The following is a 13743-nucleotide window of genomic DNA, read 5'->3' as shown; positions in this document are numbered from 1 at the left end:
ATCATGCTGTCGAAACAGTCTGCATATGCCGCACTCAATATAAAGCCGGAAGAGGAAAAACCTGTTCTGCTGATGCTCTGCTATTCATTTTTCAGCGGTGTATCGATCTATATATTCTATCTGGTGGCCAATGCGTTGTTTCTGGTCAATTACGACAAATTCATGCTTCCGGTGGCTTACATTGGTGGCGGGGTTTTGCTTTTTTTTATTGGTAAAATCAACGTTTCATTTCAGAGGAAGGTCAATTTTTCGCGGCTGTCAGTAATTCTGATCCTGTTTCAGCTGGCTGCGGTGGCCGCTATGATGTTTTCCTATGAGGCGACGGCCTTAAAATGGATCACGCTGGTGATGTTTATCTGGAACAGGGTTTCGGTTTACGTCAATAATGTGACTTTCTGGACTTCCTCCTCCAAGATCTTTAACCTGGAACAGGCAAAACGTATTTTCAGTCTCATCGCTACCGGCGATGTGGTGGCTTCCATTGTCAGTTATTTCTCGGTTAACGTGCTGCTCAACAGCAAGGTAATGCGTACCGAGGAGCTGCTTTACATTTGCATGGCAGCCCTTGTGATCTCCCTCGGGTTCATGCTGGTGATTATCGCGAACTATAACCAAAAGCTGGCGGTAACGACGAGCGACCCTGGCGGCGAAGGCGAAGATATATCAGAAGGCCAGCCTATTTTCAAAAATGACTACCAGATGTTATTGCTTTTGCTGGGTATGTTGCCGGTTTTGGGCGTTTACTTTGGCGAATTCATATTCTCGGTAGAAGTAAAGCGGCAATTTCCTGTGAAGGATCAACTGACATTGTTTCTGGGGCAGTTCTTCTTTATTTCCGCCATTATTGAGCTTTTGGTCAAAGTGTTTTTCTACCGCTTTGCGATACGGACGTTCGGTCTGGTTTCGGGGATTATCATTTTGCCGGTCGCATTGATCGTCGTATTAAGTCTCGCGATCCTGTTTACGAGCCTCGATTTTTCAGTCTTTTTTTACATTCTGCTGAGCCGGTTTCTCTGCATTTCAATTAAAAAATCATTCAGCGATACCTCGTTTCAGATTTTGTATCAACCGCTTTCAAAAACGGAAAGCCATGCGCTGCAAAACAAGGTGGAAATCTACGCCAAGCCACTGGGCTACATTCTTGCAGGGGTCATTTTATTGATACTGATGCGCGTAGGACTGGGTGAACCCGTTCAGATCATGTCTGTTTTTGTTTTGATCCTGATTGGCTGGACATTCGCTTCGTTCCGAATGCAGTCGGCCTACCAAACGATGCTCGGCAACCTGTTTTCAGGGCTATCAGGTGTCTTTCAAACTAAAAATGCCGTAGAAGAACCTGCGCTAATTCAGCCCGATACAGCCGTTAGGCCACGGCCTCTGCCATTTGAAGAAATAGTCAAAAAGGCAACATCGCCGTTTTTTGAAGACAGGCTGGAAGCGATTGAATTGCTGGGACAGTCCAAAAGATTTCTTGCATTCAAATACCTCATTCCTTTTTTACAGGATAAAAACGATGGGCTAAAAACTGCCGCGATCAAAGCCGCAGCCACCAATGGTAACCCGGAATTATGGCCATATCTGTTTGAAAACATTTGTTCGGATATTTTTCACGCACCCACAGCACACGCGCTCGTGAGCATGGGAGACCGCATACTGCCTGCATTGAATGATTTTTTCGATAAGTCAGGCGATCAGATTGAAACACAACTGCACGTCATCGGCATTGTGAAGCAAATCGAATCGGAACAGGCTCTGCGGTTTTTGAGACAAAAATTAACGCACCCTGTGCTGGCCATCAGGCATAAGGTTTTCGACGCGCTTGCATCCAGGGGCTATGGTGTAAAGTTGAATGAAAGACCGGGCGTCATTCAGGAAGTAGGGCAGCATATTGCATTCATGGTATGGATCATAGCGGCCCAAAAAGACCTTATCAGAAGCAGGTTCCTGCATAGCGAGGTGCTGCAGGACGCATTGACCAACGAGTATCAGGATGCTGTGTCCGAGCTGATTAACATGCTTACTATTCTGACCAAAGAGAGGAGATTGTACTTCATTCAGGACTCCGTGCGCTCCCGCGATGAAAATACGAGGAGCTATCTGCTGGAAATTCTCAATATGGCCATTCCGCTGGAACACAAAAGCCGGGTACTGCCGCTTTTTGAAGACATTCCACTGACAGACAGGCTGGTGAAATTGCAGAGTTTATATCCGCAGCAAAAGCTATCGGGTGAGGAAAGGCTGCATGACATTATCAACAAGGATTTTTCCAGACTCGGAGTGGCTACAAAAGCGCTGGCGATCAGAGAATTGAATAATTTTCCGTCCGAAGAAACGTCCTTTACATTGGCCGCGAATGCAGTGTCACCCGTAAAGGCAATTGCCGAGGCAGCCCTGGATGTTTTGCACAAAACCGATCCAAAACGATTTGAAGAATTGTACCAGACAATGCAATGGAGCGAAGACGATTTCCATTGTTCGGTCTGTCGCACCATTGAAGCCGCGAAAATAGAAAATCAACTTCTTAACCCGGCAAACTCATGAGATACCTCGCATATATATGTTGTCTGGTAGTGCTCACGGTCACGGCTGCAGTCGGGCAGAGTACGTCGTCACAGCTGAAAATATACACTTCGAAGGATTACAAGGCGCATAGCCAGAACTTCGCGATTGTTCAAAACAAACAGGGAGTACTCTATTTCGGAAATTTCTCGGGGGTGCTGGAATACGATGGTGTGTTTTGGAAAACCATTCCTACGGCAGATATCTCCAAAGTTTCGGCTTTGTTTCTGGACAAGAACGATCGGCTGTATGTGGGTGGTAAAGATGAATTTGGCTATCTGTCCACCAGCAAAACGGGAGGATCGGTTTTCAAAAGCCTGAATGGTAAACTGGATGGCTTCGGTGCTGTTCTAAACATTTTCGAGACTTATCAGGGTGTTTATTTTGTGACGAAAAACAAGTTTTTTCGCTGGGATGGACGGCAGCTGAAACAATGGAAGTCAGTACAGGACATTACGAGCGCTTTTTTTGTAAATGGTACCATTTATACATTTCAAAAGGGCCACGGCCTCGCTACATTCAATGAAGGCGTGTTCGCTACTGTGCCGACGTCCAATGGACTGACTGCTCTGCAGGATGTGAACTCGATGATGTATGCGGATAAAAAGATATTCATTCTGACCAGTAACCAGGGACTTTTTGTCTTGGAAGACAATGTTATTACCCGTTTTTCCAAAGAGGTCAATGGGTTTTTGGCGGACAAAGAGGCTTTCAGCGGTAAGCTTTTGAAAAATGGGACGATTGCTATTTTCGCTGAGGACGGACAAATCCTGCTGGTTTATCCGCAAAGCGGGCTGATGAAGCAATTGGTGAAAGAGAATTATCGCCTTGCTGATGAACATGTCAACTATTGGATTGAGGACAGGTCCGGGAGTCTGTGGCTTGCGCTCAATAATGGCATTGCACAGCTGGATATTTCCTCTCCCATTACCGAGTTTGGAGAGGACAATAACCTGAGAGGCCAGGTGAATGACGTCGTTCGCTTCAATAACACGATTTATACGGGTACCAGCAATGGTCTCTATTTTCTGGATCACGAGATTTTTCGAGCTGTAAAATCCTTCCGGCTCGCTGTTTGGTCGCTGTGCGAGTGGAATGGTTCGCTTTACGTGGCAACGAGCAAAGGGGTGTTCAGGGTCGATAAGAACCATCAGGTTTCTGAGCTTTCGAATGAAATGGCCCTTTTTGTTTTCGCGTCCCAAGCACGTCCGGGAATGCTTTATGTAGGCCTGGAACGTGGTATTGAGCGAATTAACATTGGTGGCGGGTCCGGCAAACCGGTGCGTTTGAATGGAATTAGCGAGCAAATCGAGAAGATAGCGGAGGATGGAGACGGGAACCTGTGGCTCGAAACGCAAAAGGCCGGCGTGATCCGCGTTTTGCCGGATGGTAGCAGTTTGGTACGTTACCACGAAGGAAATGGTTTGCCTACATTGAGTTTGAACCACCTCACGAGTACTTCGGCGGGGCTGCTGGTGAGTAATTCCAAAGGCATTTACCGGTATGAAAAATCGGTTGACCAATTTACACCATTTTCCGCTTTTACGCCTAAATCAGGTAACGTTTGGAAAGGCGAGCTGACCGAGGATTCGGAGAAAAATATCTGGACTACCAACGGTGATTCGAGATTTATTTCAATGTATGTGAAGCTTGGAGAGGGATATGAGGAAATTCTCAAACCATTTTTGCCTCTTTCCGACCGGACGATCAATGTCATTTACCCGGATGCCGACAATGTGGTCTGGTTTGGCGGCAGCGAAGGTCTGGTGCGTTTTGACCGGAAAATTAAAAAGGATTATGCGCAGGAATATCCGGCTTTTATTAGAGAAATAACTGTAAAAGGCGACAGCGTTTTGTTCGATGGCTTCATTGGCGGACTGGATAGCAGCGCCGCGCAGGCGCGATCCTTACAGCTGCAATACAAGTTCAATGATGTCAGTTTTGAGTTTTCAGCGACCAGCCTGGTGCCACAGGATAATCTGGAATTTCAGTTTTACCTTGAAAATTTTGACAATACTTGGAGTGCGTGGACCAATAAGAACCAAAAAGAATACACCAACATTCCGCCGGGCAACTATCGATTTTTGGTGAGAGCAAGGAATATTTACCATAATGAAAGCAAACAGGCCTCATATAGTTTTACGATCATTGCACCAGTTTATCAGCGCTGGTGGGCATTTATCCTGTACGCGATCCTGATCGTTGCCGCTATTTATTTTATCAGCCGAAAAAGGCGTGCATTTATTCTTAAAAAGACCCGCGATCTCGAAAACATGATCCGTGAGCGGACTGAGGAAGTGGTGAATCAGAAAGAGGAACTGGAACAGCAGTCGGAGCAGCTTTCGGCTACCAATGACCAGCTGGAAAGGATTGATGATTTTGTGAAATCCATTAACAGTGAGGTTAATACCGGTAAATTGTTTCAGCTGGTACTCGAACGCCTTTGTCTTTTCCAAAACGTTGACAGCGCATCGGCATTGATCCATAATAAGGTTACCGATACCTACCAGTTCATTGCGATCACCGGTGGAATCGAGCTGACGGACCTGGAAAATGTATCGATGACTTTCGACCAGGCCGAGCAACGCTACATGGAAAACGGGACGGAAGTTTATGAGGATATTTTCCTAAAAAATGATTTCCGGTCCGAAAACCTGAATGGTACGATCGAGGATATTTATGCTCCTAAGTCGTTGATAACCATTTTGATCAGGGTGGAAGGACAGGTGAAGAGCTTTATCACGCTCGAAAATACGGATCATGAGAATGCATTCGGAGAGCGGGATTTTATCATGGTCAGGAACCTGAAAGAACATTTGATCGGTGCATACATTAAAACAGATATTCTTGAAAACCTCGAAAACACGCTCTCGAACCTCAAATCGGCACAGGAAGAACTGATCCGGCAGGAAAGACTTGCTTCGGTGGGCAGCCTTACAAAGGGTATTGTCGACCGGATTCTGAACCCGTTGAACTACATTAATAATTTTTCTCAGTCATCGGGGAGTTTGCTGAAGGAGATCACGGAAGTAACCGAGAAGCACCAGGATACGCTGTCAGAAGACGAGCGCGATGATCTTGATAGCGGTTTTTCAATGCTCAAAAAGAACCTGGAAAAGATTTACGAGCATGGAAACAGCACGACGAGGATTGTAAAAGACATGCAGAAATTGCTAAAAGGAAAGTCTACCGAATTTTTTGTCACGGAGCTGAACCCGTTTCTGGAATCCAAGGCAAGATCCGCGATCCAGGAGGTTTTGAATGAGTACAAGGATTTTTCGGTAAAGTCGACGATCACGCTGGATACGATGCCGGTGAAAGTGAGCCTGCTGCCCTTTGAATTCGCACAGGTAATTACGAATCTGGTCAGTAATGCGTGCTATGCATTGTTTGAAAGAACCAAAACGGACAAGGTATTTGCACCGGAAATCATCATTACGACGGCGACTGTGGACGGTACCATTTGCATTCGGCTGAGAGACAACGGAATGGGAATTCCGAAGAAGGAAACAGAACAGCTTTTCAATCCATTTTTTACAACAAAACCCACGTCTAAGGGTACAGGGCTGGGTTTGTACATGAGTAAAGATATCATTGAATACCATAAAGGCAGAATGTCGGTCAGTTCAAAGGAAGGAGAATTCACCGAAGTTGAGATTATTCTTCCGGTTGTCAGTTAACCCATTAATGTCACTATACCATTTTTAAATTTTATGAATATGGGGCCAGAAACTACCGATAAGGAAATTGAGATTTACCAGCAACGGATCCTCGAACTGAACAAATTAGCCGAAATTGGACAGCTGAGCGCAGGTATTTTGCATGAGATAAAGAATCCGGTGAGCTTCGTCAACAACTTTTCGAGATTGTCGCAGGGACTGGTAGAGGAAATGAAAGACATTGTTCAGAAGGAATTGGCAGACATCAGCGAAGACGACCTGGCGGACGAGAAAGAGATGCTGGAAACTTTGTCTCAAAACCTGTTGAAAATCAATGAGAACGGTAAGCGTATTGAACGTATTATTCAAGGAATGCTCGCGCAGACGCGGTCGGATAGTGCCGTGCTGGAACCTGTGGACCTGAACCAGTTACTGGAAGAGTACAGTAAACTGGCCTATCAAAGTGTGCGTGCCGAAGACCGTGAATTCAATGTGACATTGAAATACAATCTGGATCCGGCAGTTGGCGATGTCATGCTTTCAAAGGGAGAGTTTGGCCGGGTGGTACTGAACCTCACCAACAATGCCTGCTATGCCGTCAATGAGAAACGAAAACAGGAAATAGAATCCTACGACCCTGTGATTGAGATCATTACATTAAAGCAAGATCACGAAGTAGTGATCAGGGTTTGTGATAATGGAATCGGCATCCCGGAAGAAATTGTGTCCAAGTTGTTTGATGCTTTCTTCACGACCAAGCCGCAGGGCAAAGGTACGGGCCTCGGGCTTGCACTCACGTATACGAGCGTCGTTAACACCCATAAAGGACAGATTTCGGTGACGTCGGTGTTTGGCGAAAAGACTGAATTTAAAATCATTTTGCCGGTTTGAGACCGGAAATTATCAAAATATTAACCTAAAAAAGAAAGGTAATGGCTATCAGAATATTAAGCGTTGACGATGAACAGGACATGGAAATGCTCATTCTCCAATTGTTCAGGAAACAGATCAGGGATAAAAAATACGAGTTTGTATTCGCTAATAATGGTGTCGAGGCTTTGGAACGGCTGGAAGAATCTGGGGACATAACGCTTATTCTTTCGGACATTAACATGCCGGGAATGGACGGGCTGACCTTTCTTTCAAAGATCAATGAAAAGCAGAATCCGCTGTTGAAGGCCATCATGGTGTCGGCCTATGGGGACATGGACAACATTCGCACGGCCATGAACCGCGGTGCTTTTGACTTTGTGACCAAGCCGGTCAATTTCGAGGATTTGGAAATTACCATAGCCAAAACGGTAGAGCACATTGAAATGCTGACTAATCTGGAAAAGGGTAGGGAGCAATTGATTGCAATCCAGAATGACCTCAGTGTTGCGAAAGAAATCCAAAGCAGTATGTTACCGAAAACGGTACCCGCCAATATCGGTAAAGCTGGGGTAGACCTTCACGCATTTATCCATCCGGCCAAAGTAGTGGGAGGGGATTTGTATGATTATTTCATGATGGACTCAGAGCATTTGTTTTTCATGATCGGTGATGTTTCGGACAAGGGCATACCAGCCGCGTTGTTTATGGCAATCAGTAAGGCGATTTTCAAGAGTCAGTTTTCAAACCGGAACGGAGATAGCATTGTCGAGAAAGTAAGGATCGTCAATGAGTTTTTAAGTGAAGACAATTCATCATTTATGTTCGTGACGGCATTTGTATGTATTTTGAATGTCAAAACGGGCGTGATTGAATATGTGGATGCGGGACATGAGCCACCGCTGATCATTCGTGCGAATGGTGAAACAGAGCTTATCAAAAAAGAGGGTGGGATGGCGCTTTGCTTCGACAGCACATTCGTATTCGAATCGCATACCACTACACTATTTCCAGGTGACAAGTTTGTACTTTATACAGATGGTGTTACGGACGCTAATAATTTGACAGGCGCAAGATATGGCCTTCATTATCTGCAGGATTTTTTCACAACGGGAGAAGGATCGACCAAAGAAACGGCGAAGGAAATGAATGAAGCCACGCTGGAAAGTCTGATCGATTTTATCGGGGCGGCTAACCAGTTTGATGACATTACGATGTTGTCGCTGAGGTATTTGCCTAGCTAAATTAAAAAATGCAGCGTACTAACATTGAAAATCCCGGTCTGAGAGATCGGGATTATTTATTTAAGAGAAATAAATCATTGCGACACCAAAACAAGTTGTTACCAATTTGAGATGCTACGTCTAAATGAATGATTGAAATAATTATTCATCTTAAACTAGCTTTTCATGGAGTTGTTTGCCCGAGTTAAGAAATGCGTTTACGTCCCTGTCTTTAAGCGAAAAGCAATTTTCAAGTGGGTTCTCCCAACAATATCGATTGTGTTTGTAGCATTAAACCTGAACGCGCAGACCGAAAGCAAAAACTACATACTATCACGTCATTACAAACAGACAGGCGCCGATCCTAACGATGTAAGCAAGGTCAACATTCAGGTACAATATATCGACGGGTTAGGCAGGCCATTGCAAAATGTAGCGGTCGGGCAGAGCCCTACGGGCGCTGATTTAGTAGAGCCCATTGAATTTGATGCTTTTGGCCGCCAGGTAAAGCATTACCTTCCCTACGCAGCCCCGGGCAACGGTGCATTCCAGCCTGCCGCCCCTGCTGCCCATGCCGGGTTTTACGCTGCTAACGTCCCCAATTTAGAGCCTACTGACCTGGCCAGGGCTTACCGGGAAAAACTTTTTGAGCCTTCGGCACTGAACCGGCCGTTATCAGAAAGGGCCCCCGGCAACAAAAGTGCCTTTTCTAACATCAGTTACGGTGCTAACATGGCCGGTGAGGTAAAACGCTACGACTATGTTACCAATGCCAATATCCTGCTGACCGTCAGCAGCCAGGGTGAATACGCGGCAGGAAAGCTGTACCGGGTTCAGGCTATTGATGAAAACGGTAAGACTACCATCGAGTTCACCGACTTACAGGGAAGGCTTGTCTGCCGAAAGGTGGCCGCTTCCGCCAATGAAATACTGGCTACCTATTATGTCTACGATGATTATGGCCAGCTCCGTGCCGTCTTGCAGCCCCAGTACCAGGACAATGACACCACCGCTGACTACGCTTTCCTGTATGAGTATGACAACCGTGGACGCGTGGTAGTGAAGAAAATAGCTGGTGCAGACCTTGTAAATCTGGTCTACGATAATTTTGACAGGCAGGTACTCTCCCAGGACGCCGCGCAGCTTGCCCGAGGCGTTTGGGGTTTCACCAAATACGATGCATTGAACCGTGCAATACTGACTGGCGAGATCGCTTCTGCATCCAGCCGCGCTACTTGGCAGGCCAGTATCAATGCCAGCCAGGTGCACCATGAAGACAAGGCTGCGGGAGGGATTGGTTACTCGCTCGCCAATACACTTCCCAATATCGCCGAGGCCAATGTACTGGTAGTCAACTATTATGACGATTACTCTTTCCCAAAACCAGCTAACCTGGGCTATGTCAATACTTACAGCGTCAATGCATTAAACTCCGCCAAGGGCCTGCAAACCGGAAGCCGGACTCGGATGCTGGCAGGTGCCAATCAGTGGCTGACGAGCGCAACCTACTATGATGCTGAGTACCGGCCTGTCCAGACAGTCAGGGAACTTCACGATCTCGGTGCTGGTGCCATTGAGCGGGTTTCAATGCAATATAAATATGACTTGGCACCGGTGGTTGCCCAGGAAAAGACTGAGCAGGTCATTGCTACCGGTACCAATGTACATTTGAAAACTTACGATTACGACCATGCTGACAGGCTTTTGAGTATCAAAGAAAAGGTTGTCAATGGCAGCAAGTCCAGGGAAGCAGTCACCCTTGCCCAGCGTTACAATGCATTGGGCCAATTGCAGCACAAGTGGTTTCATTCAGAGGATGGCATTAATTTCCGCAGAAGGACCACCTACACCCATAACATCCGTGGCTGGCTTACCCAGGGACAGACTTTTTACAAAACCAAAGAAAACGAGCCAGATTCTTCATTCTACAACTTTGCGCTCAGCTATGCCAACGGGAACAACTATACCAATGGCAACATCAGCCAAATGCAATGGAGCGGAAAAGCAGAAAACAGTTTTACGAAAGGGCTGGCTTTTACCTATGATGGAGCTAACCGGCTTTTAGGGTCTACAGGACTGAACAATTACGCGGAAACAGAAGGCGGGATCAGTTACGATAAGAATGGGAATATCAAGACATTGATCAGGAGCGGCGTTGTTTTGGATAATTTGAGTTATGCTTACGTCGGCAATCGGCTTTCGGCTGTCACGGATGGGTCAGGGAGCAACTTGGGTGTGAAGAATGGGGTCAGCAATTATGGTTATGACGGCAATGGCAACATGACCGGCGATGGAAACCGGGGAGCAGTACTGACTTATAATTATTTAAACCTGCCCAAAACAGTGACCATTGGCGGCAAAACGCTAACTTATGACTATGATGCCGCCGGTACAAAGCATAAATATGTAGCTGATACATTGACTGCTAAGTACGCTGGTGGTTTTGAGTATGATCAAAGTAATGTATTTAAGAGGCTGGCGACTAGTGACGGGCAAGCTGTTTTCAGGAAAGACACCATTCGTTTTGATTATTTCCTGAAAGACCATTTGGGTAATGTGAGGGTGGTTTTTGATGAGAGGGGGCGGATTTTGCAGAGGACGGATTACTATCCTTTTGGGTTAGAAATTGATCGGAATGCGCCGTTGCAGATGCCTTCGGCCAGGAACAATGTGAACCGGTTGCTTTATAATGGGAAGGAGTTGCAGGTTGGGAGCGGGTTGGTGGATTATGGGGCGAGGATGTATATGTCGGAGATTGGTCGGTGGGGGGTGGTTGATCCGATGGCAGAGTTTTACCAGAGCCTATCCCCTTATAATTACACGGAAAACGACCCGGTCACAAATATTGATCCCGATGGCATGATGTCATTTACTGTTAATGGCTCAGATGACGAAATTTTAAAACGCGGAACACGGTTTGGGAGTATGGACAAGCGGGTAATAGGTGACTGCCCGAGCTGTCCCAAGGACAAAGCGTATGATATTTACCGGGATTCCAAGGAATTATTTACTTATGATGGGAAAACCGCCAGCGTATACAATAGCAAGGGGGAAATGGCAGAGCGGGCCGCAAGGCCTTCCGAAGCCACCACCATCGGCCTGCCCTTATGGTATAGTTTGGGCACCTTCGCCGAAAATGCACCACAAGTAGGCTTGAATGTCCTTAAGGTGGGTGTAACAATACCTTTGATGACGCTAGCTTTTGTTTTGAGCCCGACACCAGCTGGAGAAAATTCGACTGTAGATCAGTATGTTTTAAATTCGCATCAGGGGGCCAGAAATTGGAGAGATGACAAATTACTAAGTCCAGGTGAAATCAAGCAACTAGAAAAAAAGGGATGGAGTCATCATGACAAAAAGGGACGTGGCGGACAAAGAGATTTGTATAAAGACAAACAGGGAAATGTATATGAAAAACCTAAAGGGGGAAATGGCCCAGGGGAATTAATAGATTATGATCTAAACTAACTATAATTACATATGACTAAAAATAAAATACACCTTAGTTTCTGTATCTGGGATTTCGAAGATATAACTCATGATAAAATCACTGAATTGATCGGCAGAAATCCAAGTAAAATTTACAATAAAGGAGAAGCAAGAAATAAAGAATTCCCTTTAAGGATAACAAAAACAAACGGTTGGATATTGGATTCTACCGCCGATAAATCTATCCCATTTGAAGAACAAATGGATTCTCTTTTGGACATTCTCGAATCAAGAAAAGAGCTTTTAAAACCTATATGTAATAAATATTATTGTGAGTTTTCACTAGCACTATATATATATAGTGACGAGGAAAGTACACCAAGTGTTCATCTTTCTTCAAGATATCATGCGCTTGCAAAGGAGTTAAGCTTTGAATTTGATCTGGATTTGTATTGTTTGCAAAATGCATAAATAAACCACTCACCTGCCCAAAACTGTAACCATGCCGGTAAAACCCTAACTTATGTGAAGGACAGGTCGTTTACCGAAAAGAAACAATCCGTTTTGACTATTATCTGAAAGAACATTTGGGCAATGTTCGGGTGGTTTTTGATGAGAGGGGGCGGATTTTGCAGCGGACGGATTACTATCCTTTCGGGTTGGAGATTGATCGGAATGCTCCGGTGCAGACGCCTTCGGCTAGGAACAATGTGAATCGGTTTCTTTATAACGGGAAGGACTTACAGGTTGGGACGGGGCTTCTGGATTATGGGGCCAGGATGTATATGCCGGAGATCGGGCGATGGGGGGTGATTGATCCGATGGCAGAGTTTTACCAGAGCCTAGCCCCTTATAATTACACGGAAAACAACCCGGTCACAAATATTGATCCCGATGGCATGATGTCATTTACTGTTAATGGCTCAGATGACGAAATTTTAAAAGCGGAACACGGTTTGGGAGTATGGACAAGCGGGTAATAGGTGACTGCCCGAGCTGTCCCAAGGACAAAGCGTATGATATTTACCGGGATTCCAAGGAATTATTTACTTATGATGGGAAAACCGCCAGTGTATACAATAGCAAGGGGGAAATGGCAGAGCGGGCCGCAAGGCCTTCCGAAGCCATCACCATCGGCCTGCCCTTATGGTATAGCTTAGGTGCCTTTGCCGAAAATGCGCCACAAGTAGGTTTGAATGCCCTCAAAGTGGGTGTAACAATACCTTTGATGACGCTAGCTTTTGTTTTGTCACCGACACCAGCGGGGGGAAATTCGACTGTCGATCAGTATGTTTTAAATTCTCATCAGGGGGAAAGAAATTGGAGAGATGATAAACAATTAAGTGAAGGTGAGATACGGAAGTTAAAAAGAGATGGATGGGACCACCGTCAGAAAGGCAAACATGGGGGGCAAAGGGACTTATATAAAGACAAAGATGGTAATGTTTACGAAAAGCCCAAAGGAGGTAATGGACCAGGGGAACCAACAGGCTTTAATCTAAAAGAACTTTAACACAAATATTCTATGGATAAGAATGAAATACATCTTAGTTTTTGCATCTGGGGATTCAAGGATATAACCCATGATAAGTTGTCAAAGATATTAGAGATTGCTCCATCCAAAATTTTTATTGAAGGAGAAAGGATGAATCCTAAATTTTCGCAATTGGCAAAAGAAAATGGCTGGTTTTTAGATGCATCTACCGATAAGTTCACGCCTTTTGAGCAACAAATGGATTCTATTTTAGACTTACTTACGCCCAAAGTAGAACTTTTGAAACCCATCTGCGATATATATTACTGCGAATTCTCACTAGCCCTTTTCATTAATAATAATGAAGAAAGCACGCCAAGCGTACACCTATCTTCAAGATATCATGATCTTGCAAAAGAACTGAGATTTGAATTTGACCTGGATTTGTATTGTTTGCAAAATGCATAAATAAACCACTCACCTGCCCAAAACTGTAACCATGCCGGTAAAACCCTAACTTATGTGAAGG

9 protein-coding genes are annotated in these 13743 nt (G+C 45.2%); all 9 read left to right on the top strand.

Translation table 11 applies throughout. The features are described 5' to 3' along the window. Positions 1 to 3 precede the first annotated feature (3 nt). Positions 4 to 2541: a hypothetical protein gene (locus ON006_RS10945; RefSeq protein ID WP_244819819.1), complete on the top strand. Its 2538-nt coding sequence runs from the start codon at positions 4 to 6 to the stop codon at positions 2539 to 2541. Beyond that, positions 2538 to 6239: a sensor histidine kinase gene (locus ON006_RS10940; RefSeq protein ID WP_244819818.1), complete on the top strand. Its 3702-nt coding sequence runs from the start codon at positions 2538 to 2540 to the stop codon at positions 6237 to 6239. Before ON006_RS10945 ends, ON006_RS10940 begins: the two co-directional genes overlap by 4 nt. 39 nt (positions 6240 to 6278) lie before the next feature. Then, the gene (locus tag ON006_RS10935) at positions 6279 to 7109 is read left to right on the top strand and encodes a sensor histidine kinase (protein ID WP_244819817.1); all 831 of its coding nucleotides are present in this window, start codon (positions 6279 to 6281) and stop codon (positions 7107 to 7109) included. Positions 7110 to 7150: 41 nt separating this feature from the next. Then, positions 7151 to 8332: a PP2C family protein-serine/threonine phosphatase gene (locus ON006_RS10930; protein ID WP_244819816.1), complete on the top strand. Its 1182-nt coding sequence runs from the start codon at positions 7151 to 7153 to the stop codon at positions 8330 to 8332. 258 nt (positions 8333 to 8590) lie between these two features. Continuing rightward, positions 8591 to 11779, top strand: a complete 3189-nt coding sequence (locus ON006_RS10925; RefSeq protein ID WP_244819815.1) for a DUF6443 domain-containing protein — start codon at positions 8591 to 8593, stop codon at positions 11777 to 11779. 12 nt (positions 11780 to 11791) lie between these two features. Further along, on the top strand, positions 11792 to 12211 hold the full coding sequence (locus ON006_RS10920; RefSeq protein ID WP_244819814.1) for a DUF4279 domain-containing protein: 420 nt from the start codon (positions 11792 to 11794) through the stop codon (positions 12209 to 12211). A gap of 116 nt (positions 12212 to 12327) precedes the next feature. Beyond that, entirely contained in the window at positions 12328 to 12720 is a 393-nt protein-coding gene (locus ON006_RS10915; RefSeq protein WP_244819813.1) for an RHS repeat domain-containing protein, read from the top strand. Then, positions 12705 to 13253: a polymorphic toxin type 33 domain-containing protein gene (locus tag ON006_RS10910; RefSeq protein ID WP_244819812.1), complete on the top strand. Its 549-nt coding sequence runs from the start codon at positions 12705 to 12707 to the stop codon at positions 13251 to 13253. The genes ON006_RS10915 and ON006_RS10910 overlap by 16 nt, the downstream gene beginning before the upstream one ends. Positions 13254 to 13265: 12 nt before the next feature. After that, on the top strand, positions 13266 to 13682 hold the full coding sequence (locus ON006_RS10905) for a DUF4279 domain-containing protein (protein ID WP_244819811.1): 417 nt from the start codon (positions 13266 to 13268) through the stop codon (positions 13680 to 13682). The last annotated feature ends 61 nt before the right edge of the window (positions 13683 to 13743 follow it).

It is taken from the genome of Dyadobacter pollutisoli (assembly GCF_026625565.1).
Lineage (GTDB): Bacteria > Bacteroidota > Bacteroidia > Cytophagales > Spirosomataceae > Dyadobacter > Dyadobacter pollutisoli.
The sequence above is the reverse complement of the archived record's forward strand: the minus strand, read 5'-3'. Positions and strand labels throughout refer to the sequence as shown.

What these genes read in the sequence shown, in the direction of transcription:
- ON006_RS10945 (WP_244819819.1), top strand. Translation starts at nt 4, where the DNA reads ATGCTGTCGAAACAGTCTGCATATGCCGCACTCAATATAAAGCCGGAA.
- ON006_RS10935 (WP_244819817.1), top strand. Translation starts at nt 6,279, where the DNA reads ATGGGGCCAGAAACTACCGATAAGGAAATTGAGATTTACCAGCAACGG.
- ON006_RS10905 (WP_244819811.1), top strand. Translation starts at nt 13,266, where the DNA reads ATGGATAAGAATGAAATACATCTTAGTTTTTGCATCTGGGGATTCAAG.
- ON006_RS10930 (WP_244819816.1), top strand. Translation starts at nt 7,151, where the DNA reads ATGGCTATCAGAATATTAAGCGTTGACGATGAACAGGACATGGAAATG.
- ON006_RS10910 (WP_244819812.1), top strand. Translation starts at nt 12,705, where the DNA reads ATGGACAAGCGGGTAATAGGTGACTGCCCGAGCTGTCCCAAGGACAAA.
- ON006_RS10940 (WP_244819818.1), top strand. Translation starts at nt 2,538, where the DNA reads ATGAGATACCTCGCATATATATGTTGTCTGGTAGTGCTCACGGTCACG.
- ON006_RS10920 (WP_244819814.1), top strand. Translation starts at nt 11,792, where the DNA reads ATGACTAAAAATAAAATACACCTTAGTTTCTGTATCTGGGATTTCGAA.